25 protein-coding genes are annotated in these 26,269 nt (G+C 46.3%); 24 read left to right on the forward strand and 1 reads right to left on the reverse strand.

Going from position 1 to position 26,269, the window contains the following annotated elements; genetic code table 11:
• Positions 1 to 154: 154 nt before the first annotated feature.
• On the reverse strand, positions 155 to 1,357 hold the full coding sequence (locus HXT56_RS05975) for a pyridoxal phosphate-dependent aminotransferase (RefSeq protein WP_421778030.1): 1,203 nt from the start codon (positions 1,355 to 1,357) through the stop codon (positions 155 to 157).
• Between the two features lie 334 nt (positions 1,358 to 1,691).
• On the opposite strand from HXT56_RS05975, the gene HXT56_RS05980 reads away from it, so the two are divergent.
• The 24 genes from HXT56_RS05980 to nucS all read left to right on the forward strand — a co-directional run bounded on the left by HXT56_RS05980 (position 1,692) and on the right by nucS (position 25,503).
• The gene (locus HXT56_RS05980) at positions 1,692 to 2,156 is read left to right on the forward strand and encodes an Lrp/AsnC family transcriptional regulator (RefSeq protein WP_116712134.1); all 465 of its coding nucleotides are present in this window, start codon (positions 1,692 to 1,694) and stop codon (positions 2,154 to 2,156) included.
• 21 nt (positions 2,157 to 2,177) lie between these two features.
• Positions 2,178 to 2,516: a chorismate mutase gene (locus HXT56_RS05985; protein ID WP_116712135.1), complete on the forward strand. Its 339-nt coding sequence runs from the start codon at positions 2,178 to 2,180 to the stop codon at positions 2,514 to 2,516.
• A 208-nt stretch (positions 2,517 to 2,724) separates the two neighbouring features.
• A complete protein-coding gene (fbaA, locus tag HXT56_RS05990; RefSeq protein WP_421778031.1) occupies positions 2,725 to 3,780 on the forward strand; it encodes a class II fructose-bisphosphate aldolase in 1,056 nt (351 codons plus the stop codon).
• A 117-nt stretch (positions 3,781 to 3,897) separates the two neighbouring features.
• Complete coding sequence (locus HXT56_RS05995) at positions 3,898 to 5,199, forward strand: adenylosuccinate synthase (RefSeq protein WP_421778032.1); 1,302 nt, start codon at positions 3,898 to 3,900, stop codon at positions 5,197 to 5,199.
• 126 nt (positions 5,200 to 5,325) lie between these two features.
• Entirely contained in the window at positions 5,326 to 5,829 is a 504-nt protein-coding gene (locus HXT56_RS06000; RefSeq protein WP_116712138.1) for a fluoride efflux transporter FluC, read from the forward strand.
• Entirely contained in the window at positions 5,829 to 6,239 is a 411-nt protein-coding gene (locus HXT56_RS06005; protein ID WP_116712139.1) for a fluoride efflux transporter FluC, read from the forward strand. The genes HXT56_RS06000 and HXT56_RS06005 overlap by 1 nt, the downstream gene beginning before the upstream one ends.
• A gap of 18 nt (positions 6,240 to 6,257) precedes the next feature.
• Complete coding sequence (locus HXT56_RS06010; RefSeq protein WP_421778033.1) at positions 6,258 to 7,598, forward strand: ClC family H(+)/Cl(-) exchange transporter; 1,341 nt, start codon at positions 6,258 to 6,260, stop codon at positions 7,596 to 7,598.
• Positions 7,599 to 7,732: 134 nt separating this feature from the next.
• Positions 7,733 to 8,959, forward strand: coding sequence for an ATPase (locus tag HXT56_RS06015; RefSeq protein ID WP_421778034.1), 1,227 nt, complete (start codon positions 7,733 to 7,735; stop codon positions 8,957 to 8,959).
• Complete coding sequence (locus HXT56_RS06020; protein ID WP_421778035.1) at positions 8,952 to 10,049, forward strand: CpaF family protein; 1,098 nt, start codon at positions 8,952 to 8,954, stop codon at positions 10,047 to 10,049. Before HXT56_RS06015 ends, HXT56_RS06020 begins: the two co-directional genes overlap by 8 nt.
• 68 nt (positions 10,050 to 10,117) lie before the next feature.
• Positions 10,118 to 10,708 carry a pilus assembly protein TadB gene (locus HXT56_RS06025; RefSeq protein ID WP_421778036.1) on the forward strand — a complete coding sequence of 197 codons (591 nt, stop codon included), beginning with the start codon at positions 10,118 to 10,120 and terminating at the stop codon, positions 10,706 to 10,708.
• A 48-nt stretch (positions 10,709 to 10,756) separates the two neighbouring features.
• Positions 10,757 to 11,362, forward strand: a complete 606-nt coding sequence (locus HXT56_RS06030) for a type II secretion system F family protein (RefSeq protein WP_421778037.1) — start codon at positions 10,757 to 10,759, stop codon at positions 11,360 to 11,362.
• A 196-nt stretch (positions 11,363 to 11,558) separates the two neighbouring features.
• Positions 11,559 to 11,834: a DUF4244 domain-containing protein gene (locus tag HXT56_RS06035; protein WP_421778038.1), complete on the forward strand. Its 276-nt coding sequence runs from the start codon at positions 11,559 to 11,561 to the stop codon at positions 11,832 to 11,834.
• Positions 11,835 to 11,870: 36 nt separating this feature from the next.
• A complete protein-coding gene (locus HXT56_RS06040; protein ID WP_421778039.1) occupies positions 11,871 to 12,248 on the forward strand; it encodes a TadE/TadG family type IV pilus assembly protein in 378 nt (125 codons plus the stop codon).
• Positions 12,245 to 12,649: an Rv3654c family TadE-like protein gene (locus tag HXT56_RS06045; RefSeq protein WP_116712146.1), complete on the forward strand. Its 405-nt coding sequence runs from the start codon at positions 12,245 to 12,247 to the stop codon at positions 12,647 to 12,649. Before HXT56_RS06040 ends, HXT56_RS06045 begins: the two co-directional genes overlap by 4 nt.
• A gap of 120 nt (positions 12,650 to 12,769) precedes the next feature.
• Positions 12,770 to 15,187 (forward strand): DNA polymerase III subunit gamma/tau, encoded by a 2,418-nt coding sequence (dnaX, locus tag HXT56_RS06050; protein WP_421778040.1) that lies wholly within the window; start codon positions 12,770 to 12,772, stop codon positions 15,185 to 15,187.
• A 6-nt stretch (positions 15,188 to 15,193) separates the two neighbouring features.
• Positions 15,194 to 15,802: a recombination mediator RecR gene (recR, locus tag HXT56_RS06055; RefSeq protein WP_116712148.1), complete on the forward strand. Its 609-nt coding sequence runs from the start codon at positions 15,194 to 15,196 to the stop codon at positions 15,800 to 15,802.
• Between the two features lie 146 nt (positions 15,803 to 15,948).
• Positions 15,949 to 16,713: an aspartate kinase gene (locus tag HXT56_RS06060; RefSeq protein ID WP_116712149.1), complete on the forward strand. Its 765-nt coding sequence runs from the start codon at positions 15,949 to 15,951 to the stop codon at positions 16,711 to 16,713.
• A gap of 110 nt (positions 16,714 to 16,823) precedes the next feature.
• Positions 16,824 to 17,393 carry an ACT domain-containing protein gene (locus HXT56_RS06065; RefSeq protein ID WP_116712150.1) on the forward strand — a complete coding sequence of 190 codons (570 nt, stop codon included), beginning with the start codon at positions 16,824 to 16,826 and terminating at the stop codon, positions 17,391 to 17,393.
• A 93-nt stretch (positions 17,394 to 17,486) separates the two neighbouring features.
• Complete coding sequence (locus HXT56_RS06070; protein ID WP_116712151.1) at positions 17,487 to 18,554, forward strand: aspartate-semialdehyde dehydrogenase; 1,068 nt, start codon at positions 17,487 to 17,489, stop codon at positions 18,552 to 18,554.
• Between the two features lie 64 nt (positions 18,555 to 18,618).
• On the forward strand, positions 18,619 to 19,239 hold the full coding sequence (locus HXT56_RS06075) for a DUF5701 family protein (protein WP_116712152.1): 621 nt from the start codon (positions 18,619 to 18,621) through the stop codon (positions 19,237 to 19,239).
• A gap of 141 nt (positions 19,240 to 19,380) precedes the next feature.
• Positions 19,381 to 20,082, forward strand: coding sequence for an ABC transporter ATP-binding protein (locus tag HXT56_RS06080; protein ID WP_116712283.1), 702 nt, complete (start codon positions 19,381 to 19,383; stop codon positions 20,080 to 20,082).
• Between the two features lie 22 nt (positions 20,083 to 20,104).
• Positions 20,105 to 22,927 carry an FtsX-like permease family protein gene (locus HXT56_RS06085; protein WP_421778506.1) on the forward strand — a complete coding sequence of 941 codons (2,823 nt, stop codon included), beginning with the start codon at positions 20,105 to 20,107 and terminating at the stop codon, positions 22,925 to 22,927.
• 329 nt (positions 22,928 to 23,256) lie between these two features.
• Positions 23,257 to 24,690, forward strand: coding sequence for an amino acid permease (locus HXT56_RS06090; protein ID WP_421778507.1), 1,434 nt, complete (start codon positions 23,257 to 23,259; stop codon positions 24,688 to 24,690).
• Between the two features lie 96 nt (positions 24,691 to 24,786).
• Entirely contained in the window at positions 24,787 to 25,503 is a 717-nt protein-coding gene (gene nucS / locus HXT56_RS06095) for an endonuclease NucS (RefSeq protein WP_250309681.1), read from the forward strand.
• The last annotated feature ends 766 nt before the right edge of the window (positions 25,504 to 26,269 follow it).

Genomic DNA, 26,269 nt, shown 5'->3' on the forward strand with positions numbered 1-26,269 from the left:
GTTGAAAACCAAGTTGAATATCAACATTGAGAAGGGCTTTTAATTTATTTCGTTGCCGTATATACACTTAGATATACGTTCAGCGACATACTTTTAAACGTTATTTTAGATGTTATTTTTAGACGTTACCTCTAACGTAACGTTCGTTTTTTTTTTACGCGCATGCATCCCTTTGCGCTACAGCAAACGCACGCATACGCGCTACGCCTTCTCGAAGGTCTTCCTCTTTTCCAGCATACGAAAGTCGCACAAAACCGCTTCCTTCTGCGCCAAACGCTTCACCTGGAACTACAGCAACCTTTGCTTCTTCAAGAAGTTTCCTACTAAATTCTTGGGAACTTAAACCTGTTGGACGTACGTCAACAAAAGCGTAGAACGCTCCCTGAGGTTCCACCATCTGCAAAGCGTCGCAATCTGCCAAGCCTTCCATAACTAAGCGTCGTTTCTTGCGATACTCTTCCCTCATTGCTCGCACATGATCTTGCGGTCCTGTAAGTGCTGCCACTGCGCCGTACTGAGCAGTGGAATTTACGGAGGAATGCATCATTTCCGCAATTTTACTTGTCTGCTCAATAACATGACTTGGCGCAAGTATATAGCCTATTCTCCATCCAGTCATTGCGTATGTTTTTGACAAACTTTCCACAATAATAGTGCGATCTTTCATGCCGTCGGCTGCGGCAATAGAAGGTGCTATGGCATCGCCAACGGGTTCAGTTTCAGGACTGCTGGCAAAAACAAACGGGTGGTAAACTTCGTCAGAAATAACCCACAAATCAAATTCGTGGCAAAGTTTTGCAATTTCTGCGAGTTCTTCAGCACTGGTAACAGCGCCCGTTGGATTTCCTGGAGAGTTGATGATGATAGCGCGAGTGCGAGGAGTTATTGCTTTGCGAATTTCCTCGGCGTTCACGTGCATACCATGCTCGGGCTTAAGCGCAACCGTTACTGGAGTTGCGTCGCACATCAATACTTCAGCGTCGTAAGAAGTAAAGTATGGTGAAGGGATAATAACTTCGTCGCCTGGGTCAACTACTGCCTTAATTGCCAGGTATAAGCCGATAGTAGCGCCGTCGACTGCTTGAATTTCCGTGTTTGCGTCGTAGTGCAAGCCTTTTACGCGACTGGTGTAATCAATTGCGGCTTTACGAAATTCTGGTATGCCTAGCACGTCTGTATATTTTGTTTTTCCTGCTTGTAAAGATGCGCAAGCTGCTTCAACAATGTGAGCCGATGCGGTTTCGCCTGGTTCACCTAAGCACAGAGAAATAGCGTCTGGTATTTGTTCTACGCGGTCAAATACGTCTCGAATGCCGGAGCGGGGTATTTCAGTTGCGTGTTTTGCCACTGTTGCCATCGTTAAGTCCTCCTGTATTTTTGTGATTATTGTTTCGTTATATGCAAGTTGCTTGCTAAGAAAAGTTTAATTTTTTATTTTTATAAAACTTTTCGATAAAGTTATAGTTTTTCCTAAGTTTTTTAATAATATAGTACATATTTTCAGTAATGGTGGAAAAATAACGAAATTGAAACACAAAGTTAATGCTTTTAATATATACTTTTTCAAGTTGGTGTAACTTTTTTACATAATCCTGTTCTTTTTCTGTAAAAAATACGGTAACATAAAGGTGGCTGCAAGGTGGCGCAAGAAGAGGATCTCAATTTTGCGTCGGTGGGAGAATGGAGGACTCATGACAGAAACTCCTCATAAAGTTGAAAATAACGCTATGGTTATGGATTCGACTGATGCCGTTATCGTAGATATTCTTGAACATGATGGTCGAGCGACGTTGACGCGTTTGGCAAAAGCTTCAGGTTTATCGGTTTCCGCTGTACAATCGCGCGTTCAAAAGCTTGAGCGCAAAGGTGTTATTACCGGGTATCGAGCTCTTATTGATTATGAGCGTCGTGGTTTGCCGGTGAGTGCATTTGTGTCTGTTACGCCGCTTGATTTCGGTCAGGAAGCAACGATTCCTAATAAATTGCGAGATATTCCAGGCATTGAGGCGTGCTACTCGATTACTGGTAGTCCGAGCTTCATGCTGGTCGTGCGTGTTGCAACTCCTAGCAAGTTGGAGGAGCTTATTAATACGATTCATCGTATTGTACCTGTTAGCACCGAAACTACTATGGTTTTGCAAACGTATTTCGATTAGAAGATTTTCTACGATTTAACTATGCGTAATTTTGCTGATACGACGATTGACGCACACGGTTCTTCTTCTGTTTGTTGCAATGATGCTGCAGAGAAGATTTCTGTGCTGCGTCAATCGATTGATAATATTGACAACGCTGTGATTGCGCTGTTAGCTGAACGTTTTAAGATTACTCAGCGTGTCGGCGAGATTAAAGCTGAGGCTGGTTTTGCGCCTGCGGATATGAAGCGTGAAGAGCAGCAAGTGCAGCGCTTGCTAAAACTCGCAGATGCGGCTGGTTTGGATCCGTCTCTTGCTTTAAAATATCACGAATTTGTGGTTACGGAAGCCAAGAAACGTCACCAACAAATGCAGTCCTGAAGTTATAACTAGGGTAGTTATAACTTATAACTAGGATTGTGGCGTAATATCGCAATAACGCAATGGCATAGTATCGTAACGATTTAGTGACGTAACTTTTCAAATCGCGCCAGCGAAGTAACTATTCGCAGTTAACATACGTAGTGTATATGTAATGTTTTTGTGTAGTTATATAACTAGGTGGCTTACGAAGGCGGATAATAAAAATATGAGTATCGCAACAGTTGAACGTTATGCGCACATGCTTGATTCAGCAAGTCGTGGCGGCTACGCATATCCTGCTATTAATGTTACCAGCACACAAACTCTTAATGCAACGTTGCAAGGTTTCGCTGAAGCTGAGTCCGATGGCATTATTCAAGTGTCAGTTGGCGGGTCAGCATATTTTTCCGGTCAATCAGTGAATAATCGTGTAGTAGGCTCGATTGCTTTTGCTCAGTTTGCGCACGAAGTTGCTGCACAATACCCGAATATTACTGTTGCCTTGCATACGGATCACTGCGCTGAGCCTTACTTGGATGATTGGATGCGTCCGTTGCTTGCTCATGAGGCTGCGCAAGTAAAAAGGGGTGAGGAACCGCTGTTCCAATCGCATATGTGGGACGGTTCTACCGTGAATCTGAAACATAATTTGGATATTGCTCAAGAATTACTTGAGGCTTCGCAGCGGGCGCGCACTATTCTTGAGATTGAAATTGGCGTAGTTGGTGGCGAAGAAGATGGTCATCGTGCGGATATTGACGAACGCCTGTATTCTACTCCTGAAGACGCTATGCAAGTTGTGGAAAGATTGGGCTTAGGCGAGCGTGGTCGATATATGGCTGCGTTTACTTTTGGCAACGTTCATGGAGCGTATAAGCCTGGAGTGGTGAGGTTGCGTCCGCAATTGCTTCAAGAGATTCAACAAGAGGTGTACAAGCGGTACCAGTCTATTTGTGATACGCGTTCTTTTGGTGCGTCTCAGAAGCCATTTTTGCTCGTATTCCATGGTGGTTCGGGTTCGGAACCTGAAGATATTGCGGAAGCTGTACGTTACGGCGTAGTGAAAATGAATATTGACACGGATACGCAATATGCTTTTACGCGTGCAATTGCTGGGCATATATTCCGTAATTATGATGCAGTTTTGAAAATTGACGGCGAAGTTGGAGAAAAGAAGCTGTATGATCCTCGATCTTGGGGTCGTGAAGCCGAAAAAGCTATGGCTCAGCGTGTAGTAGAGGCGTGTGTGCAGTTAGGATCTGCCGGTAAAGCGTTGAAATAATATTTTTTAACGTTTTATGTTTTCTTTGTTGCGTATTCGGTAGGGGCTTAGCGATAGTCTGGTCAGGTAGGAATTGTGCTTATTTGGGCGGCGTTAGCCCAAAAATGGAGGTGCGGCATGCCTGGAATTGTGCTTATCGGCGCTCAATGGGGTGACGAAGGTAAAGGAAAAGCAACAGATTTAATTGGCTCAAAGGTCGATATTGTCGCGCGTTTTAATGGCGGTAATAATGCTGGACATACTGTAGTGGTTGGCGATAAGTCCTACGCATTACATCTGCTTCCTAGCGGCGTGATTAGCCCTAATGTAACTCCTATTATTGGCAACGGTGTAGTTGTCGATCCTGAAGTTCTTTTTGAGGAGATTGACACTTTGGAATCTCGCGGTGTCGATTGCTCGCGCTTGTTGGTAAGTGAGGCTGCACACGTTATTACCCCTTATCATCGCGTAATCGATAAAGTTACCGAGCGTTTCCTCGGAAAGCATAAGATTGGTACTACTGGTCGCGGTATTGGACCTACTTACGCAGATAAAATTAACCGTGTTGGTATTCGTGTGCACGATTTGTTTAATGCTGAACATTTGCGCGATAAGGTTGAGGCTAGCTTGCACCAAAAGAACCAGATGCTAGTGAAGTTGTATAACCAGCATCCGATTGATATTGACGATGTCACTGCTCAGCTTGTAGAACTTGGTAAGCGCTTGAAGCCTTACGTTGCAGACACGTCGTTAGTCTTGAATAAGGCAATGGATGAAGGCAAAACCGTATTGTTCGAAGGCGGCCAAGCAACTATGCTCGACGTCGATCACGGTACTTACCCGTTCGTCACTTCCTCTAATCCTACTGCGGGCGGCGCTTGCACGGGTACCGGTGTAGGACCTACGCGCATTAATCGCGTAATTGGCGTTGCAAAAGCGTATATTACTCGTGTTGGTGAGGGTCCATTCCCAACTGAGCTTTTGGATGAGCAGGGTGATTGGTTGCGTGAGCAAGGTCACGAATATGGCGTAACAACAGGCCGTCCTCGTCGTTGCGGTTGGTTTGATTCCGTAGTAAGCCGTTATGCTACGCGAGTGAACGGTTTGACGGATATTGTGCTTACGAAACTTGACGTACTTACCGGTTTGAAAGAAGTGCCTGTTTGCGTCGCCTATGACGTAACTTCGCCGGACGGTACAGTTCAGCGCGTGGAAGAAATGCCAGTAGATCAAGCGCTATTTTCTTCCGCAAAACCAGTGTACGAAATGTTGCCAGGCTGGAGCGAGGATATTTCGCAAATTCACAAGTTTGAAGATTTGCCTCAAAATACGCAAAGTTACGTGAAACGTTTGGAAGAGCTTTCTCACTGCCGTATTTCTGCCATCGGCACTGGTCCTCAGCGCGATCATATTATTAGCGTTCATTCGTTAATTGGCTGACATTCGTTAATTGACTGACATAGTTGATATGTAGGCGGCATAATTTTGGTGAGATAACGTATCGAAACGACACTTCTTTGCGAGGTGTCGTTTTGGTTTATAGCGAGAGTTTTGAAAAGGGCGAAAATGAGTAAAATAGGCGAAAAAAACCGACAAAATAACCGCCGCTTATATTTGTTAGTTTTTATTGGCGGCACGTGCGGAGCGTTTGTACGTGGAGTAATTTCTTCCTGCACACACGTAATTAGTTCAGTAGACAAGCAATCTTCTATATTCGGGCAGCTTACTTTAGGTACATTTTTGTCCAATATGATTGCGTGCTTCATTTTCGCTCTCGTCACTGCAATATCGGTTAAAGCGCTATCTCAAGAAAAGCAAATTTTGTACAAATATGCGCTAGGAACGGGGTTTTGTGGCGGATTGTCAACGATGTCTACTTTTGCATTTGAAGGTGCGGTATCTTTTATGGCTCCGCGCGCGACGTTTGCTATTGTAGGTATGATTTTTTCTCTGATTTTTGGCGTTGTTATGGCGTTTGTTGGCAATTGGATTGGCTCAGGAATTGCGAAGCATATTAACGGAAAACGAGAGCAAGCTGTTGCAGAAACTAGTACGAAGGTGGTGAAGTGATGAATTCTTTATACATTTTCATTATGTTTGTGTTGCCTTGCTTTTTTGGCGGTTTAGGCGCTGTTTTAAGATGCGCGATGACTAAAAAAATTTCCACTTCACACGTCAGTGAAGTTCCTGTTGCGACTTTGTTTATTAATTGCTTAGCTTCGTTTGTTTTAGGCGTTGTATCTAATGTTTTCATGGTTACGGTAACAATTTTTGGCGCTAATTTTGTTTATTTGATGATTTTGGGTTTTTTGGGCGGATTTTCAACTTTTTCCACCGCTATTTTTGAAGGTGTGCATCTTATTCAATCCAAGCGTATAAAAGAGGGTCTTTTCCTACTTGTTGCGGAGCTGATTGCGCCATTTTTGTCTGCTTCGGTTGGCTATGTTGGCTCTCAAATTTTGCTACTTTCGTTGGTTTAGTATTGGAAAAATAGGGATATGGTTAATGTTGTGCGTGGATTAGTTGCGCGAGTGCGTGGTGCTTTAGCTCAGCTTCGTTGGAAAGTAATAATTTCTGGCATATTTGTTGGCATAGTTTCTGGTTCTCTTGTTGCACTTTACAGGCTTGGTATTGAATGTGGCACAGATTTTGCGCGCTGGTTGTATTTGCAGGTTTGGCACAATATGTGGTGGCTTGTAGCATGCCTGGTTTTTGCTGTTATTTTTGGGCTTGTTATTGGTTGGATGAGTCTTAAAGAAAGCATGGCTTCCGGAAGTGGCATTCCGCAAGTTGTTGGCTATGTTAATCGCGGATTGAATATGCGTTGGCATACTATTTTGCCGGTTCGATTCGTTGCGGGTTTGCTTGGTTCTTTGTTTGGATTGTCTCTTGGACGTGAAGGCCCGTCGATTCAGATTGGTGCTTGCGGCGCGCAAATGTTGTCTAGAATATTCCGCAAGGGTAAGCGTAACGATATTCAAGAGCATTATGTGGTAACTGCTGGAGCTGCGGCTGGGCTTTCTGCAGCATTTTCTGCGCCACTTTCTGGTGTTATGTTTGCGTTGGAAGAAGTTCAGCATGGCATATCTTTTACGGTTTTGATGGGTGCTGCCGTGGCTTCTCTTTTTGCTGATTTTGTTTCTCAAACTTGTTTTGGGTTGCGTCCTGTGCTTGATTTTGGGCAGATTCCAGATTTGCCTATGACTTTGCATTTTTGGCTGATTCCTTTGGGTATTTTTGCTGGTTTTGTAGGTTCTTTAATGAACCGTTCGCTTCTTGGTTTGCAAACTTTGTATGGTTATTTGCCTAAGTGGATGCCTGTTGTTGTTGCTTGTTTAATTGCGATACCTGTGGGTTTGTTCTTGCCGGAAGTGCTTGGTGGTGGTGCTAATCTTGTGCGACTTTCGGAATATGGAAAAATAAGTATAGTTATGCTGTGCTTGCTGTTCGTTGCAAAAATGCTTTTTACTTCAACGAGTTTCGGTTGTGGTGCTCCGGGTGGTATTTTTATGCCGATTCTTGCCGTAGGTGCGCTTGCAGGTGGAGTGGCAGCGCGGAGTATTACAAGTATTCCTGTTTTTGGCGTCGACGCTAGGTTTGTGTCTGTGTTTGCGGTATGCGTAATGGCTGGCACGCTGTCGGCTTCTGTGAAGGCGCCGTTGACTTCTATTCTGCTCACTGTGGAAATGTCTGGAACAATGATTCACACGTTGCCTGTTGCGGCTTCTGCTTTTATTGCGCTGCTTGTGTCGGATATGTTGCATACGAAACCAATTTATGGTGAGTTGCTGGAACGATATATGCAGACACATAGTGATCTTGTGTTACAAAATGCGTGATATGCGTTATGCTTTGCAAACGCGTTATGTGGATAAGTTTTTGTTGAATTTCCAACGTTTCTTAAGCTTTTAACCACAATGGTTGCGTAACCTTGCGCACTTGCCGCTTCGTGCGTTTCAATAGGCGCATGAGTATGAATACGAATAATAAATTTGTTTATGCGGAAAATAGTGCCGATAGTCGTATTGGCAGTTGCGCTAGTGCTTACGCAAGTACTTACGCAGGTACTTACGTAAGCGACGCGCAACTGAGGCAACGGTATGCGTATTCGCCTTCAACTAGTGCGTGTGGCGAACGTAACGCACTGTCTGAAGCAGCTACTTTGCATGAATCTATCTCACGCAAAGAATCTGGTGTGTTGGATGATTGCACCATTATGACAACTGTTTCACCCGCTAGTGCTACGTCGTCGAACGAACGTTCCGAAACGACTGAGCTGTCAGACGAATCATTGCAGCCGTTGCCGTCGAATATTGTGGTGGGAACTGCTGCTACGGATGGCATTGGTCTTAGCACTTCGCTTGCTCTTCTTGCGCGCCATATAAGCGATGCAGGTTATCGAGTTGCTCTTATTGACGCTGATTTGGCGCATGGCGGTTTAGACGTACTGCTGGGATTGGAAGATGATGAGGGCAGACGTCTGCAAGAGGTGGAAGCCCCGCTGGGGCGTTGCGATGGTTATGTGTTGAGCAACGAGTTAATCCACTGGAGTGGGGTTGATGTACTCGCTTTTGCGCCATGGCAAGGTGTGAAGCCGGATCCTTGGGTTGTTGAAGCGGCTATTCGTGCGCTTGCTGAAGTTTACGATGTAGTTGTAGTGGATATTGGTGCTGGGGATTCTGCGAAACAAACGTATCAGGCGATTCCGCAGCTTGTTCGTGCTGCCACGGTAGCTGCTGTTGAGTTGTCGGTACTTGATTTAGCCCGTTTCCGTGCGTACATGAAGACGTTGCGTGATACGTATGGCAGTGACGTGTTCGCCGGCGTTTTTACAATGCTGGGGCTTGCTCCTCGCGGATTAACTCAGCGAGCGTACGTGTTGGATGTCGATGAGGCTGCACAATATTTGTCAACTCCACTACTTGGTGCACTTCCGCACGTTTCTCGTCTGTACACGGATATGATAGGTGGCTACGGTATTCGCAATGTGCCTTCATCTATGGAATCAACAATAAAACAGTTAGAACGTTGGCTTTTGGATAATGCTATGACGCATGCGAGCAATTCGTCTGCTCGATACGGTCGTTCTCAATATAACGGTCGTTCTCAATATAGACGTATGTCGAAAAATGGTGCCCAAGCTCATGCTAGGCGCTCGCAACGTAACACTTCTCAATATAGGGGAGGCAAGTATGCGTGAACAAGTTGTTCGGGATTTGGATTTTGGTATATTGCAAGAATTTGCTAGCGACAAGCGTGTTACCGATATAGTAGTGAGCGAGAGGGGTCGAGTGTGGGTGGATTATGGCAAAGGTTTGCGCGAACGTGCTATGCGAGTGCCGTTAAAAAACCCTGCATTATTGCGAGAATACGCAGTGTGGTTGTGTGCGCAGGTTGGTAAAAGGCTGGATGATGCGTGCCCTATTGCGGATGCTTCAAGCAATTCGGGCATTCGTATTCATGCTGTGCTTGCTCCGGTAGTTGCGCAAGGGGCTGCTCTTTCTATTCGATTTCCGTCACCGCAGCATTACGATTTGCTAGCTTTAAGCAACCAAGGCATGTTTCCTCAGGAACTTATTGCTGTGCTGAGCTCACTCGTGCGGTTAAGAGCCAATATTGTTATTACGGGAAGTACTGGTTCGGGTAAAACTACGTTGATGAAGGCTTTGCTTGCGGATGCCAATAAGGATGATCGTATTGTTTCTGTGGAAGAAACGCGTGAGTTGGGAGAACTTACGGCAAATCATGTGTCGCTCAGCGTTCGCGAGGCGAATGTTGAGGGAGCAGGCGAAATTGGGCTTTCTCAATTAGTAAAAGCAACGTTGAGAATGCGCCCGGATCGTATTATTTTGGGCGAATGTCGAGGAGAAGAAATTGCGGATTTACTTCGCGTTTTTACTTCCGGACATAAAGGTGGTATGACGACGCTTCATGCGGATCAGGTGGAGAAAGTTCCTGCAAGACTTATGGCTTTAGGGTTGCTTGCAAAATTGGAACCTCAGGCATTGTGCGCGTTGGCAGCTGGGGCGTTTGATGTTGTTATTCACGTTGAGCGTGCTAACGATGGCGAGCGTATGATTCGTGAGATTGGTGTATTGCAATCATTGTCGGGTGGCTCTGCTTTACAAGGCATTCCTGTATTACAGCTTAATCGTGATTCGCGTGGGGGCGTTGCTATAAATGTGACGATGGCGTGGGCTGATTTTGCTAAGAAGTGGCAGATTCCGGAAGATATTACTACTGTTCGCCATGCGACGGTGGGTGAGTGTCAACTTGCGGAATATGTGTAGCATGATTCGTGATTATTTCGTAAGTGCAGTGTAAGTGCAGTATAGGCACAGTATAGGTGAGGTGAACTATGGATATTGAAGAAGCACTTGCGTCTCTTGTCGCTTCCCTTAAAGCCGGTTCGACTTTTGAGAATATTATTTGCAACGATGCTGCGGCTCGACGAAGTGGCTCGAATCATGTGGTTGTGAATGTGGATCTTATCTATGCTTGGCTTGCGTCTCGTTGTTTACAGTCGGCGAATAATATGTCGTCTCGTAAACGGAGAAATCTTGAAGAGCATATTCGCCAGGTTGCTGAAAATATTGCGGCTGCTTATGAACTGAGCAACACGCTGGGGTGTGCTATGTCGGAATGTGTGGCAGCAACTGCTGCTTCATATCATGCGAAAAAACGTGGGGAAGATTTGCAATCTGAAGTTGCTGCGATGCCTGAAGCCACTATAAAACTACTTACGGCGTTGCCTCTGTTAGCGTTATTGGCTGGTCAGCTGCTTGGAGGAAATCCTCTCGCTTTACTGGTGACTACAGCTCAAGGTTGGGTGCTGCTTGCCGTTGGTTCTGTTTGTTACGGTTTGGGCTTGGTTTGGGTACGTTCTATGTTGCGTATGTCGCGTCATGCTATGGATTGTGCTGCGATGAGAAGTCAATACGAAAGTTAATACAGAAATTAAATTCACAAAATGATTAATTGAGGGGGTGCTTGAAATATGTGGCAATTGTGGATTGCGATACCAATCGGCATGGTAATGGTATGGCAGCTGTGCAATATGAGACTAAGTTCGCGCGCATTAGATGAGCGATCTGAGATGCTTGCTAATCGCATAGCTGTGAAATACGAATGGCGAGTTAGTACCGTGGAAGATATCGATCCTTTGCTTGGTTTACACATGATTATCGTTGCGCTTAAAAGTGGTGTTGCGATTCCTCGAGCGTTACAGGCTGTTGGTGATGCGCTTCCTGGCGGCAAGGGAATGTGGATGTGTAATGTTTCGCATGCGCTTATTGCCGGTGATACTTGGCGTGAGGCATGGTCTCCCCCCTATTCTCCTTTGGCGAGTGATCACAAACCTGGTGCTTCTGTTACGCTTGCCAGCTGGCTTCAATCAACGTTGCGCGAAGCATGGTGTTTGGGATCTTCTCCAGTGTCGGTGCTGATTGCGCTATCTCAACATTATGAACAGACTATGGCGAATGTTGCGAGAAAAGAAACTTCACGGTTATCGGTGCGATTGTTGCTCCCAGTGGGATTGTGTTTTCTGCCGGCTTTTATATGTATTGGTATTGTGCCGACTGTGGCGTCGATGATGCATTAAATGCGTAGATGATGCGTGCGAGTTGCAGCTTTTGTGAAATGTGTAGTTACGAGTCATATTTTCTTGCAAAATAGCCATTGTTTGGGTTGGGAAGCTTTTATCCACATTGCTTATTTTTGCTTGGGGGCTGAGAAATAAACTGTCACAATGTTGATATCCGAAAAGTTCGGATATTTGAAGGGAAAGGTAAATTTCCATGGTTGGGATGATTCAAACACTTGCAGTCCGATGTGCTACATCGATGATGTGGGTTGATGAACAATTAACAGTAGTAGAAAAAAATTTGCGGGAAAAAGGTACGCAGTATGCTAAAAAGCTGCAGTGTGAAGATGCTGGAGCGGTTACTGCAGAATATGCTGTGGTGCTGATTGCTGCTACAGGTTTTGCCACACTTTTGTTTCTGCTTTTGAAATCAGACGAAGTGCGTAACACATTATCTGAATTAGTGAAAAAAGCTTTGAAAGTTGGCTAATTAAGTGATGTGTTAGGTAAATGAAATGAGCTTATGATGCTGAAAAATATATTGCAGAGACGTATATTTCGTAAGATTATTTCGCGAGATTGTGGAACGGTAACTGCTGAATTTGCTGTAGTACTACCTTGTGCAGTAGTGATTACGCTAGCGCTACTCGGCCTTGGCCGAGCAGTGATATGTACTATGAATTGTCACGATGCTGCAATGCAGGTGGCCTACTATATGGTGACTCATCGTAATGATAGTGCCGCTTCAAGTATTGTTGAGCAGATTGCTGGTCCGGGTGCTTCGGTGCAGATTAGTCGCGGTGGAAATACGGTAAATATTGTGGTGAAATGTCCTCTTATTCCGGATCCTCTTCATATACTGCCCACTATGGTAGAAAGTCATGTAAATCAGGTTCTGGCATGAAACGACAGGTACACTGCATACAACATGCAATACATTGTGCGCATAAGCAAGGCAAGCGAGTGGACTGTGGCTCCGGCACAGCCCTTGGTATTCTGCTGGTGGTTACAGTCTGCTCGATGCTCGTTTTCTTGGCTGTGCTTGGACATGTTTTAAGCGCAAAACATCAAGCCCATGAAATTGCTACGGCGGCGGCGCTATCTGGGGCTTCCGTACTACAGCGTATGGAAACTCACGCTTGTGAAGCGGCTTCTCGCACTGTTACTGCAAGTAAAGCTACTGTTCAATCGTGTTCGGAGACTCGCGACGAAGTTACGGTTCGAGTTGAAGTAGCTTTGAATATTCCTTTTGCAAAAAGCGTATCTGCTGCTGCACGTGCCGGGTTGGAAGCGTGCGAAAAGTAACGTTCAGTATTATCGTTGCGCGATGTTGACGTGATATAAACGCGAATGACGGGTGGCAGTTGCTGCTAATCTGAAATAAGATGTATTGGGGAAATAGTTAGGTAGCGGTAGGTTAAAATCATGGCACTTGCACTGTATCGTAGGTATCGTCCTGACACGTTTGATGGTGTTATTGGGCAGGATCAGGTTACTATACCTTTGTCGAGAGCATTGGATCAAGGCAAGATTACTCACGCGTACTTGTTTTCGGGTCCTCGCGGCTGTGGCAAGACGAGTTCCGCTCGCATTTTGGCGCGTTGTATCAACTGTGAAAAGGGGCCAACTTCACACCCGTGCGGTCAATGCCAGAGTTGTAAGGATTTAGCTACTGGTGGGGCTGGTTCTATTGATGTGGTAGAAATCGACGCGGCGAGTCACAACGGTGTTGATGATGCTCGCGAATTGCGCGAACGTGCTGGTTTTGCTCCAGCTCGTGACCGCTATAAGATTTTTATTCTCGACGAAGCACACATGGTAACGCCTCAAGGTTTTAACGCATTGTTAAAAATTGTGGAAGAGCCTCCTGAGCATGTGATGTTTATTTTTGCTACGACTGAACCGGATAAAGTGATTGGTACCATTCGTTCGCGCACTCATCATTATCCGTTCCGTTTGGTTCCTCCGGAAGTGATGGGACCGTATCTTGAAGATGTCTGCAAGAAAGAAAATATCGTTCCTGCTCCCGGCGTGCTGCGTCTTGCGATGCGTGCTGGCTCAGGTTCGGTGAGAGACACACTTTCGGTACTCGATCAGCTTATGGTTGGTGCGATTGATGGCGCTATTTCGTTAGATTCTGCCGTTGCTTTGCTTGGTTTCACTCCAAGTGCGTTAATTGGTGAAGCTATTGATGCGCTTATTGAGTACAATGGTGCTGTTTTATACGACGTAGTGCGTCGCGTAGTAGTTGGTGGTTACGATACGCGCAAGTTTGTGGAAGATTTGCTTGGGCGGGTGCGAGATTTGCTGCTTATGGTGTCTGCTGGGCAACAGGCAGCTTTGGAACTTCTTAACGATATAGCTCCTGAAGATCTGGAATCGTTACAAAAGCAGGCCACTAAACTTACGTTACCTGATTTGGCTAGTATGGCTCAAACTATTAATGCCGCTTTAAGTGGCATGGCTGCCGCTTCTTCTCCGCGCATGAATTTGGAAATTTTGATGGCTCGACTTCTCGCTGACGCTGAAACTAAAGTTGCAGTTAGTGGCGATCGTTTTGTTAGTAGCCAATCTACTCAACATAATCATGCTGAAAATAAGCAAGCAAGCGCGCCTGCTACTAGAGGAAGTCATTTTATTGGCTCTCAACGCAACCAAACTACTAGCCGTACTGAGCCAACGTCCCCAGTAGTAACGAATTCTTCGGCAACGGTTGCGCAAGTTCCTGCAGAGCAGCTTACGCAACATAACGTATCGGAAAGTTCTCCTGAACCTGTTCAACCTGTTCAACCTGCTCAACCGGCGCGTAGTGTTGACGAAATGTGGGATGCTGTAGTAGCAAAGCTTCCGGAAGATTCGCGCGAATACGTAACGAGACAGCACGTGCCAACAGTGCAGCTTAGTGATCCTCAGGCGGGCCGTCAGCGTTTGGTGCTTACTTTTAACGAGCCAATGAGCCAGCATGCTTTTGCGCTCGCTGTGTGTACGACTGCGCCGTACGACGGCCAAAAAGTGCCGAAGGTGGTTATGAATGTTGTGCGCGAAATATTTGGAGCCAACGTCATGATTGCTCCAGCTCCTATGGCGGCAAATGGTGAAGCGGTGGAGTCGGTTGCGCGTATGGATCCGCAAAAGTTGGCCCAGGTAAAGCGTGATATTTTGCTTCGTAAAACCGGCATAACTGCTGGTTTTGGCGGGAAGACAGCTTCCGATAGCGGCGGGGATGAAAAAGCTCAGGCTAAAGAAGCCCAGGCTAAAGAAACACAAGCTAAGGAAACCCAAGCTAAGGAAACACAAGCTAAGGAAAGTCAAACTGAAGAAAGTCAAACTGAAGAAAGTCAAAACGAAAAGGATTCTTCGGATTTTCACGCAGCTGATGGCTCCGCAGCATCAGTAGTATCCGACAACACTGCGGAAGCTGAGCTTAGTGTTGACGATGACGCTTGGGCGGACATGTCTTCTACGCCAATTGCTGACGTTATGGCTGTGCCTGTTCAGCGTCAAACGCAAGTGAATACGCCTCAGGAACAACAAACCCAAGCACCTGCACAAAACCAAGCACCTGCACAAAACCAAGGTTACGTTCGTGCGCAATCGTCTTCGGCGCCTCAGCGCTCGCAAAATTTACCTGACGCTCCAATAGTTGCGCCAACTACGCCTAAAAATGGAGCGTCTGCTGACGAATGTTCTATGGACGATGCCTCACTTGAAGCGTCTAACTCGGTAAGCGTAGATGATCTTAAGCAAATGTTTGAAGTGAAAACCGTTGAAGAATTTGCTGCTACGGATCCTAAAAATCCAAAAAATGCAAGCAACAATGCAAAGAAAAAACAAGAGGAGTAGTGAACTGTGCACAACGCATCGTCGTATGATGGGGCTATCGGTCGGCTCATTGACGCATTCGCCAAACTCCCGGGAATTGGCCCTAAAGGTGCTCAGCGCATCGCTTTTTACATACTTTCTGCACCTGACGCAGAGGCTCAATCTTTAATTGAGGCTATTAATAATATGAAAGAAAGTGTGCGATTTTGCGATATTTGCGGCAACGTGTGCGAACAAAGCCCATGTAAAGTATGTGCCGATCCGCGTCGAGATCATAGCAAAATTTGTGTCGTTGAAGAACCTAAAGACATTATGAGTATTGAGCGCACTCACGAGTACACCGGTGTTTACCATGTTCTTGGAGGCGCTATAAACCCAATGGCGAACGTCGGACCGGGGGATTTGGCAATTACGCAACTACTTGAGCGTCTCAAAAATCCGCAAGTAAAAGAAATTATTCTCGCTCTCGATCCTAATATTGAAGGTGAGGCGACGGTTACCTACTTGGCTCGTTTGCTTGATCCTCTTGGGATTAAAGTAACGCGCTTGGCGAGCGGTTTGCCGGTTGGTGGAGATTTGGAATATGCGGATGAAATAACACTTGGACGCGCGTTTACTGGCCGCCAATCTGTGTAGCGCTTCAACGCAATGGTTTGGAAACGTAATAAAACCTAATAAAACCTAATAAATAGAGCATGGTTGGTACGCTAATAACAAAACCGAAGATTTTGCACACTTTCTGTGAGTTTGTTTGCAACAACATGAGCTTTAAGGGGTAAAAATTGGCGCTTATCGTACAGAAATATGGTGGCTCTTCTGTAGCTGATACCGATGCCATACAGCGTGTTGCTAAGCGAATTCTTGCTACAAAAGCAGCGGGCAATGATGTCGCGGTTGTGGTTTCGGCAATGGGCGACACTACCGACGATTTAATCGACCAAGCTATGAGCGTTAATGCGCATCCGCCGGCTCGTGAAATGGACATGCTCATGACCGCTGGCGAGCGAATCTCCATGAGTTTGCTTGCTATGGCGATTCATGCTCAAGGTTCGCACGCTTATTCTTTCACCGGTTCGCAAGCTGGTTTTATGACGGATACGAAATTTGGTGCGGCGCATATTCGCGCTGTTAAGCCGGATCGCGTTCGTCTTGCTTTAAGCAAGGGGAGCGTGGCAATTGTGGCTGGATTCCAGGGTATTAGCGAAATCGGTGACGATACTACTTTGGGCCGTGGTGGTTCCGATACGTCAGCAGTAGCGCTCGCGGTTGCGTTAGGTGCGGACGTTTGCGAAATTTATACGGATGTTGACGGCGTTTTCACTGCGGACCCGCGTATTGTGCCTACGGCTAAGCGTATTCCGGTTATTGATTATGATTCGATGCTGGAAATGTCGTCTTGTGGTTCTCGTGTGCTTGCGTTGCGTTGCGTAGAGTATGCTCAGCGTTTTGGCATGCCGTTGCATGTGCGTAGTTCGTTTTCGCGCAGGAACGGTACGCTTATTGTTCCGCGTGACGTAGATCCGCATAGTTTACCTAATTTGAGTTAATTTTAAGTATTAGTAGATAAGCAAGTATAGTCGGTAAATAAGTTGGTAAATTCGTTACATATAGTTAGCGAGTAGATATAGTTAGCAAGTAGAAATTAAGGGCGGTAATAATGGTAAATCAGGATATTCGTTCTACCATGGGTGATTTGTTCCCGGATTTAGGAGCTGAAACGCCTATTATTTCGGGTGTTGCGCACGACCGCAGCGAATCCATGATTACAGTTCGTGGAATTCCCGACATACCTGGAATGGCTGCGAAAGTGTTCACTACTCTCGCAAAAGCTAATGCAAATATAGATATGATTGCTCAAGCAAGTGCGTCTACCGGTACTGCGGATATTTCCATTACTGCACCTAGCTCGTCGACTGAAGCGGTGCGTAGTGTTCTTGAAGCTGCTCGCGACGAGTTGAAGTTCACTTCTATGGATGTTGATCCTACGGTTGGCAAGGTTGCAGTTGTGGGCGTCGGTATGAAAACGCATTCTGGTTTGGCTGCAACGTTCTTCACTGCATTAAGTGAGCATGGTATTAATACGCTAATGATTTCTACTTCTGAAATTCGTATTGCTGCTTTGGTCCCGGTTGATCAGCTCGACGAGGCGGTTCGCGCGTTGCATACGGCTTACGGTTTGGACGCAAATCAAATTGAAGCCGTTGTTTATGGGGGAAGCGGCCGCTAAATTCGCCTAAATTATTTGCCTAATATTTATTAAGGCACATATTAAGGTACTTATCAAGTTACTTATTAAGGTACTTACCAAGGGAGAAATAAAATGACGATTATCAATGAAACTGGCGTGAACGTGGCGATTTTAGGAGCTACGGGCCAGGTTGGTATGGTAATGCGCCGTGTGCTTGACGAGCGCGATTTTCCAGTTCGTAACTTGCGTTTTATGGCTTCTGCTCATTCTGCGGGTACAGTTTTGCAATATCGTGGCAAAGACGTGGTTGTGGAAGACGTTGAAAAAGCGGATTTAAGCGGGATTGATATCGCTATTTTTTCTGCCGGCGGCGGAACCTCAAAAATTTGGGCGCCAAAATTTGCTGAAGCTGGCGCAATTGTAGTAGACAATTCTTCGCAATGGCGTATGCACGACGACGTGCCGCTGGTGGTTGCGGAAGTAAATCCGGAAGATTTAGACAATATTCCAAGCGGAATCGTTGCCAATCCTAATTGCACTACGATGGCTTGCATGCCAGTATTGAAGCCACTCGCTGACGCTTTTGGTTTGAAGCGTCTTATTGTGTCCTCTTATCAGGCTGTTTCGGGTGCGGGCCGCGCTGGTGCTTTGCAACTTATGAACGAAGCTAAGGCGGCGCTAGATCAGGGTGCGGATAAGCTGGTGTTTGATGGTAGTGCTATTGATTTTCCAGAGCCTACTAAAGTTGTGCGCACGATTGCTTTTAATGCGGTACCGTTTATTGGTTCGCTTGTAGATGATGGTTCCGAAGAAACTGACGAAGAGCAGAAGCTGCGTAACGAAAGTCGTAAAATTTTGCACTTGCCAAATCTTGCAGCGTCTTGCACGTGCGTGCGCGTGGGCGTTTTTACTGGCCATGGTATGAGTGTTAATGCCGAGTTTGAGCGCGATGTTACACCAAATATGGCTCGTGACGTATTGCGCAATGCTGCAGGAGTGGCGCTTGATGATATTCCTACTCCGCAGCTTGCTGCTGGTAAATCTGCAAGTTACGTAGGTCGTATTCGTCAAGACCAGGCTGTGGAAGCTAAGCGCGGTTTGGCAATGTTTATTGCTAACGATAATTTGCGTAAGGGTGCTGCGCTAAACGCTGTTCAGTTGGCGGAAATTATAGCCAAAAAGCGACATTTTGCTGGCTGATTTTGCCGATTTATTACGTATTGTAGCGCTCGCAATTGTAAGATTTTTTGCGTAAACTGGAAGTATGTCAATAGCATCGGAAGAAATTCGGCGACAACTTGATCGCATTGTAGCGCTCGGGTATCCGGATGTGGCGGATATGAGCGCTGATGCTTTTCGTGCGCTTGCGCGTCCGCTGTTGCGCGCGCTTGAACGGAGCGATTTGGGAACTAATATTGTGCTGGTTCCTACGCGCGAATTAGTGTCGCCTGAATCTTTGATTGCGCGCACGAGTATTGATCGTATGGCTGGTTTTACCACTATGCCTCCGCGAGATATAGCGAGTTTTCTTCCACAAGATGGTTTTGAACCTCCAGAAGGCCCGTTTTACTTGGTTGTTGACCCGCATGCTGGAGGCTCGTATTTGAATCGTGAGCCGGACGTAGCTCGTAAGCTTATTGATTCCGACGAGCGTTTGCCGTTGACTTTGGAAGAAGGCTTAGCGGTAGTGACTCAGCATACTGATTGGTTGCAGAACAAGAACGGCTTCAATCTTCTCGGCTCTCAGAGTGCTGACGGGCGCGTTCCTAGCATTTGGATGAGTCAGAATGCTCCACGTTTGGGTGCAGTTTGGCCAAATTCTCGTCACACTTGGCTAGGCAATGCGTACTGTATGGCTCGCAGGGGAGTGTCGCTACTTAAGTAACGAATAAAATTAAGTAGTAAATTGCAAATAGCGAAAAGTTAAGTAGCAACAAGTTAAGTGACGAATAAAAGTAATAAATAAATTAAGTAATAAATAAATTAAGTAATACTAAATTACGTAAAAAAGTAGCGAAGGTGCATGGTGGCATATATAACATTTGATCACGTAGTAAAAGAGTATCCTTCCGGTTCGGAAGTTGTGCGTGCGCTAGACGATGCCAGTTTTACCGCGGAACGTGGCCAGCTTACGGTTATTTTAGGAGCTTCGGGCGCTGGAAAAACTACGGCGTTAAATATCCTCGGCGGCATGGACACTGCCACAAGTGGCCGTGTGGTAGTGGGAGATTGTGACGTGAGTAAGCTGAAGGGGAAGGGCCTAGTTCGTTACCGTCGCGAAGATATTGGTTTCGTTTTTCAGTTTTATAATCTCGTGCCAAATTTAACAGCTTTAGAAAACGTTGAGTTGGCTTCTCAGATTTGTGCAGACCATTTTGATCCGGCGCAAACGCTTGCAGATGTTGGTTTGAAAGATCGTCTTCACAATTTTCCGGCGCAACTTTCCGGCGGCGAGCAGCAGCGCGTGTCTATTGCGCGTGCGTTAGCAAAGAAACCGAAGCTGCTGCTGTGCGACGAACCTACGGGTGCTTTGGATTACGAAACTGGTAAGGCTGTGTTGCAACTTTTGCAAGATATTTGCCGCACGGAAGGTATGACAGTACTCATTATTACGCACAATGCAGCAATCGCACCGATGGCGCATAAAGTGGTGCGATTCCGTTCGGGCAAAGTAGTGAGCGAAACCGTGCAGGAGCATCCTGCGTCAATTGCGGATATTGAGTGGTGACTAGGATTGAGTGGTGACTAGGATGAGCGTCGGCAATAAAACTAAGCATACAAAATCGTTAGGTACGAAACGTTCTCGCTCATTATTTCCGGCACTATTTATAAGTGCCGTACGAATGTGGTGTAAAGAATGGCGACGTTTCTGCGTTTTAGCAGTTATCGCTATGCTAGGCGTTGCTGTGCTCACCGGCATTTATGCAGGCTGTAACGACATGCTGTTGGGCGCGAATAACATGTACGCTAAGTTGCGCTCGTATGATTTACAAGTCGCTTCTACGCTGGGGCTTACGCGTGACGACGTAACCGCGTTGAAATCTTTGCCAGCCGTAAGCGAAGTGGAAGCTGAATATTCCAGAAAAGCAACCGCTCTCCCCGCAAGTGACTCAACTTCCTCATACGCAGTGAACTTAGTCCACTATGTCAGCGCACGCAAACAACTTAACCAGCTGCACTTATTGCGCGGCACAATGCCTTCTAATACTCGCGAAGTCGCTGTAACGCAACGCTTCCTGCACGATAGCGGCCTGCATATTGGTGACACTGTAGTAATTACAGTGCAACAGCGTAAGGAATCGTCCAATAAGGAATCGTCCAATAAGGAATCGTCTAATAAGGAATCGTCTCATAAAGAAACTCCAGCAAAAACTGAGAAAAAGAACGAAACTTACCGTTTGCGCATAACAGCTAGCGTGCTCGATAGCAACGATTTGAACAATCCTGACGGCTACCAGTCGAAAGCCTTCCGCAATTCCGTCACCTCACGTTACCCTATGTTCACTTTTGCTGACTTTCGTAGCGTTAAAAAGTTACCTTATACCGTTATATCGGTGAGACTGAAGTCAGCGCAAAACGTTAACACATTCTCCCAAGCCTACAGAAATATAGTTGACGAAGCTTCGAAACAGATTCACGAGCGTGTGCAAGTTACACGCGAAAAGGCGAGACGTAACCAACTCGTTGACAATCTTACCAATCTTGAAGCGCGGCGCATTGTTGCTTCCTCGAAGAAGCTCAAAGGCGCCCCAGAGCAAGTAGTAAAGCAAGCGTACGAAAAGGTTCGCGAGCGCATAAAGCCAGCTATAGAACGGCGCGTTCCACAAGCTCGATGGCACGTTATTACGCGAATTGCAAACGAAAGTTATGCCAGCTTGCGTTCAGATATAGCTTCGATTCAGTCGCTCGGCTACGCGTTTCCTGCAATATTTCTTATCGTCGCCATGATGATGAGTCTTACTGCCATGGCCCGCATGGTTGAGGAGGAACGTGGGCTTATTGGAACTTACTTAAGTTTGGGGTATGGTCGTTCAGCAGCCGTTACCAGACACGCGTTCTTTGCTATTCTTGCCTGCATTATTGGCGGTGGTATTGGCGATATTGTTGGTTTTTTGGCGATTCCTTCGCTGCTTTTGAAGATTTTGCACGGATTGTACTCCGTGCCGGACGTAACTTTGCGATACGACTGGCTTTACGGATCGTTGTGCGTGCTCGCCTTTGTTATACCAGTGGCGGTGTGCACTATTGTGGTGAGTTGGCGTGAAACAAGGCAAGTTCCGGCGTTATTGCTTCGTCCAAAAGCTCCTCGCGCCGGCGCTCGCGTATTGCTGGAACGTTTGCCTTGGATTTGGAATCGCATGAGTTTCCTCAATAAGGTGACGGTTCGTAATCTTGCGCGATTTAAGGGCAGACTGTGCATGACTATTGGTGGCGTGGCCGGGTGCACTGCGCTTATTGTGTGCGCGTTGGCGTTGAACGACACTGTTGCCACCTTGGGTATCCGTCAATATGAGGGAATTTACCGTTACGATATGATTGCCGTTTCTGCGCCTGAATCTTTTAAGCGTATGCAGAGCAGTGTTGAAAATGATAAGTCTAAGCATCGTATAGAAACGGTGCTTGCTTCATACGTAAGTTCTGGGGAGATTGCAAAGTATCAATCTGACGGTAGCGATAAGTCTCAGCACCACGCAACTGAAGATGCTGAAAGTGTGCAGCTTATTGTGGTAAAGGATGCTGCTACGTTGGCTCGTTTGGTGCGTTTGTGCGATGTCGACGATAATTTGCGTCAGGTTCCGCTTAATGATGAAGGGCCGTTACTTTCGCAAAGTGCTGCGGCTTCTTTGAATATTGGTCGCGGCGACAAAATTGCGATTACGAACGTAAGTTTCAAGCGGGCCGTTGTTAAGGTGCGTGCTATTGTTCGCAATCTTATCGGTTCTAATATGTATATGACTGCGCGTTGTTACGAGCGTTTGTTTGGTGCGAAAGGTTCAAAAGACGCAACCGCTGCAAAGCAAGGGCAAAGCGTGAAGGAAAACGCGTTGATTATGCGTTTGCGTGGTAGTGACAACGCGAGGATACGGTACGCTGATGCGTTTGCTGAGCGCGATGGCGTGCTGCGAGTTATTAATATTACGCGCATGAAGCACGCTTTTAGTTTTGACCTTATGAACGCTGTGGTTGCGTTGATTATTGCGCTTGCTGCGGGTTTGGCTTTGGCTGTGCTATTTACGTTGGCGAGTACGAATATTTCGGAGCGCGCTCGCGAAATAGCTACGCTTAAAGTGCTTGGTTTTTACCGGCGTGAAGTGCATGCTTACGTGCATAAGGAGATGCTGATACTTACGTTGATTGGTATTGCAGTCGGATTGCCGTTGGGTAGGTTTATTGCTGGGCTGCTGACGAGCGCGTTGCGTATGCCATCGTTGTATTTTGAGGTGGAAGTTGCGCCGTTGAGTTACGGTATCGCTGGTTGCATAACGCTTATCTTTGCCTTGATTGTGCAATGGTCTACGAATCCTGCGCTTGATCGTATCGATCCGGTTAGCTCGCTGAAAAGTGTGGAATAATGTGCGAAAGTGCGAAAAGTGCGGAAGTATAAAGGTGCGAAATAAGCGCGGATTGTGGTGAAAATTTGTAAGTTTGCCGGCGAATAGTTACGGGTTCCTATAAAATGGGAATTTCGTAATCACTAGGAAACGGAGTTATGATAATGAGCAAGACGGCAAATAGCGGTATCGGGGCAGGTTCTCAGCATGCTGAATCCCCTGCAACAGCTGATGATTCGTCTTCTCATATTCAATCTCATATTCAAGCTGGTGTTCAATCCGATATCTCAACCGCTATTAAGTCAGCTGACGATTCCGCGCAGGAAGCGCTAGGCGACCACACGAATCAGATGGAACGCAGTCTTACCAAGCGTCATGTGCAATTTATTGCTATCGGCGGCACGATTGGTACGGGCTTATTCCTTGGTTCCGGAAAATCTATTAGTTTAACCGGCCCGAGCATTGTGTTCGTGTACATTATTGTTGGTTTGATTATGTTTTTGCTGATGCGTGGCATTGGCGAACTTATGTATAAGGATCCGAACCAGCATACGTTTATTAGTTTTATTACGCGTTACCTTGGTAGAGGTTGGGGTAATTTCGCCGGCTGGTCGTACTGGTTTGTGCTTGTGCTGATTGGTATGAGTGAGATTACGGCCGTGAGTACGTATTGCGTCACGTTTTTCCAAACGTTTGATATTGACGTAAGTCATTGGAAATGGCTTATAGAAGTAGTGTTCTTGGTTGCTTTAGTGTGCATTAATTTGGTTGCGGTGAAGCTGTTTGGAGAAACAGAGTTCTGGTTCTCTATGATTAAGATCACGCTTATTGTGGCGCTTATTGCGACTGCTGCCGTAATGGTGGTGATTGGCTACCATTATCCTGCAACGCCTCTGCATGGTGGCGTGGTAAGTCCGGCTGGTCACGCTGGTTTCGACAATATTTTCAATAATTTTTCGTTGATGCCTAACGGTTGGCTCGCTTTCTTGATGAGCTTCCAAATGGTGTTTTATGCGTATCAGCTTATTGAGTTTGTGGGCGTAACGGTTTCGGAGACGAAGAATCCTCGCCAAGTGTTGCCGAAGGCTGTGAACGAAATTATTATGCGCATTTTGATTTTCTACGTTGGCGCTCTTGTGGCTATTATGCTTATTGTGCCGTGGCAGCGGTTTAAGGCGACGAATGCTGAGGGTGTATTTATGTCACCATTTATTATGGTGTTCCAATACGCTGGTTTGCATTGGGCTTCGGCTTTGGTGTTCTTCGTGGTTATTACGGCTGCTTCTTCTGCGCTTAATTCTTTGCTGTATTCTGCAGGCCGCCACATGTATCAGATTGCGCTTGAGTCGCCTTCGCCGCTGTTGGGTAAGTTGCGTAAGGTGTCGCGTACGAAGGTTCCTGCTCGCGCTATTGTATTTTCGTCTGCTTTGATTCTTCTTTCTCCGGTGGTTAATTCGATTCCTGGCGTGCATGGAGCGTTTATTCTGTTTGCTTCGGCTTCTTCTGCAGTGATTATCATGATTTATATTTTGATTATGGTGACTCACCGTAAGTATCGTAAGTCGGCTGATTTTATGCCGGACGGTTTTGTGATGCCGCATTATAAGCTGCTGAATTCGCTTACGATTGCGTTCTTTGTGTTTGTGTATATTACATTGTTTATTAGCGACGATACTCGCGCCGCCGCAATTGGTGGTTTGGTTTGGCTTGTGTTGTTTGGCGGTTACTGCGCGTTGCATGAGCATTGGCAGAATCGTGATTTGGCTGAAGCGCTAGGTAAGTAGGCAAGTAGGCAAGTAGGTAAGTGACTAAGTAGCGTTTTTCGTTATGTAATTGCAATTACGTAATTGCTGTTACGTAATTGCTGTTATGCTTGCTGTGTGCGAATTATTGTTGCGGATTGTAGTGCCGAGTATACAGGCCGATTAAATGCCACGCTTCCTCAAGCGAAGCGCGTGCTGCTTATTAAGGCTGATGGTAGTGTGCTGATTTTTTCGGAACTTGGCGCGTATAAGCCGCTTAATTGGATGGTAGCTCCTTGCACTATGCGCGTGCTGCGTAAGGAAGATGGCGAGGGTTGCGCTGATACCGATTCTGGAGTTGTGGCGGACGGTTGCGTGCTTCGCGTTGCTGCGGATAAAACTGATGATTTGCTTGTGATTTCGCTTGAGCATGTTTATAGCGACAGTACGTACGATTTGGGTGAGGATCCTGGCTTGGTGAAGGATGGTGTTGAGGACCATTTGCAGCGCTACTTAGCTGAGCAGATTGAGCGTATCGGTGAAGGTGCTACTTTGGTGCGTCGCGAATATCCGACTGCTATTGGCCCGGTGGATATTATGGCCCAGGACGCGGATGGTGTGCATGTGGCGATTGAGATTAAGCGTCATGGTGGTATTGATGGCGTGGAGCAGCTTACGCGTTACTGTGATTTGCTGAATCGTGATCCGTTGCTTAAGCCGGTGCGTGGTATTTTTGCGGCGCAGACGATTAGTCCGCAGGCGCGCGTGTTGGCGGAGGATCGTGGCTTTACTTGTTTAATTCTTGACTATGACGATATGCGTGGCGTAGAGTCCACGGACCTCCGTCTTTTTTGAACGCTTTGACTTGCCTTCGCGCTTAAAGCGCTGCGCGAGCGTCCTGAGCGTTTTTTTGGAACATTTGCCGGAGTTTTTTCTCCGGCGTTTGTTGTTGTTTTGACCGTTTTTTGGAACATTTGCCGGAAAATTCCCGGCGTTTGTTGTTGTTTTTGCGTTTTTGTGGAACATTCTCCGGAGTTTTTTCTCCGGCAAATGTTCAAAATCACTAAACTGACATTTCCTTTACAGCCACGTAAAGAAAAAATCGAAATCTCGCCAGAAAGCGATTAAAACTTTACAGCCACGTAAAGGAAATGTCGAAATCCCGCCAAAAAGCGACAAAAACTTTACAGTCATGTAAAGGAAAAATCGCGCGCTAAATCGCAGCGCTCAAGCAGGCGCTTTGACCGAGCTTGAAATCATTGGGATTTCAAGCTCCTTCAAAGCGGAAACTCGCTTAGGTTGAAAGCACGGGGTGCTTTCAACGCGAGTTTCGTAAGCGAGCGTGTTACCCACGCGAGCGTCCTGACCGAGCTTGAAATCATTGGGATTTCAAGCTCCTTCAAAGCGGAAACTCGCTTAGGTTGGAAGCACGGGGTGCTTTCAACGCGAGTTTCGTAAGCGAGCGTGTTACCCACGCGAGCGTCCTGACCGAGCTTGAAATTATTGGGGTTTATGCGTCGGTGTGTCGCGCTGAAAGTGGTGGTTTTGCAAGGGTTTTGGTGGTTGGTAGGGGTTTAGCGCGGCGTTACCTTAAAGTTTTCTGGGAAAAATCTTTGAAAAT

Source organism: Gardnerella nova, from assembly GCF_049244055.1.
GTDB lineage: Bacteria > Actinomycetota > Actinomycetes > Actinomycetales > Bifidobacteriaceae > Bifidobacterium > Bifidobacterium vaginale_H.

Excerpts from the sequence above, each read along its gene's own strand:
- HXT56_RS05975 (WP_421778030.1), bottom strand. The coding sequence starts at position 1,357 with ATGGCAACAGTGGCAAAACACGCAACTGAAATACCCCGCTCCGGCATT.
- HXT56_RS05980 (WP_116712134.1), top strand. The coding sequence starts at position 1,692 with ATGACAGAAACTCCTCATAAAGTTGAAAATAACGCTATGGTTATGGAT.
- HXT56_RS05985 (WP_116712135.1), top strand. The coding sequence starts at position 2,178 with ATGCGTAATTTTGCTGATACGACGATTGACGCACACGGTTCTTCTTCT.
- fbaA (WP_421778031.1), top strand. The coding sequence starts at position 2,725 with ATGAGTATCGCAACAGTTGAACGTTATGCGCACATGCTTGATTCAGCA.
- HXT56_RS05995 (WP_421778032.1), top strand. The coding sequence starts at position 3,898 with ATGCCTGGAATTGTGCTTATCGGCGCTCAATGGGGTGACGAAGGTAAA.
- HXT56_RS06000 (WP_116712138.1), top strand. The coding sequence starts at position 5,326 with ATGAGTAAAATAGGCGAAAAAAACCGACAAAATAACCGCCGCTTATAT.
- HXT56_RS06005 (WP_116712139.1), top strand. The coding sequence starts at position 5,829 with ATGAATTCTTTATACATTTTCATTATGTTTGTGTTGCCTTGCTTTTTT.
- HXT56_RS06010 (WP_421778033.1), top strand. The coding sequence starts at position 6,258 with ATGGTTAATGTTGTGCGTGGATTAGTTGCGCGAGTGCGTGGTGCTTTA.
- HXT56_RS06015 (WP_421778034.1), top strand. The coding sequence starts at position 7,733 with ATGAATACGAATAATAAATTTGTTTATGCGGAAAATAGTGCCGATAGT.
- HXT56_RS06020 (WP_421778035.1), top strand. The coding sequence starts at position 8,952 with ATGCGTGAACAAGTTGTTCGGGATTTGGATTTTGGTATATTGCAAGAA.
- HXT56_RS06025 (WP_421778036.1), top strand. The coding sequence starts at position 10,118 with ATGGATATTGAAGAAGCACTTGCGTCTCTTGTCGCTTCCCTTAAAGCC.
- HXT56_RS06030 (WP_421778037.1), top strand. The coding sequence starts at position 10,757 with ATGTGGCAATTGTGGATTGCGATACCAATCGGCATGGTAATGGTATGG.
- HXT56_RS06035 (WP_421778038.1), top strand. The coding sequence starts at position 11,559 with ATGGTTGGGATGATTCAAACACTTGCAGTCCGATGTGCTACATCGATG.
- HXT56_RS06040 (WP_421778039.1), top strand. The coding sequence starts at position 11,871 with ATGCTGAAAAATATATTGCAGAGACGTATATTTCGTAAGATTATTTCG.
- HXT56_RS06045 (WP_116712146.1), top strand. The coding sequence starts at position 12,245 with ATGAAACGACAGGTACACTGCATACAACATGCAATACATTGTGCGCAT.
- dnaX (WP_421778040.1), top strand. The coding sequence starts at position 12,770 with ATGGCACTTGCACTGTATCGTAGGTATCGTCCTGACACGTTTGATGGT.
- HXT56_RS06065 (WP_116712150.1), top strand. The coding sequence starts at position 16,824 with ATGGTAAATCAGGATATTCGTTCTACCATGGGTGATTTGTTCCCGGAT.
- HXT56_RS06070 (WP_116712151.1), top strand. The coding sequence starts at position 17,487 with ATGACGATTATCAATGAAACTGGCGTGAACGTGGCGATTTTAGGAGCT.
- HXT56_RS06075 (WP_116712152.1), top strand. The coding sequence starts at position 18,619 with ATGTCAATAGCATCGGAAGAAATTCGGCGACAACTTGATCGCATTGTA.
- HXT56_RS06085 (WP_421778506.1), top strand. The coding sequence starts at position 20,105 with ATGAGCGTCGGCAATAAAACTAAGCATACAAAATCGTTAGGTACGAAA.
- HXT56_RS06090 (WP_421778507.1), top strand. The coding sequence starts at position 23,257 with ATGGAACGCAGTCTTACCAAGCGTCATGTGCAATTTATTGCTATCGGC.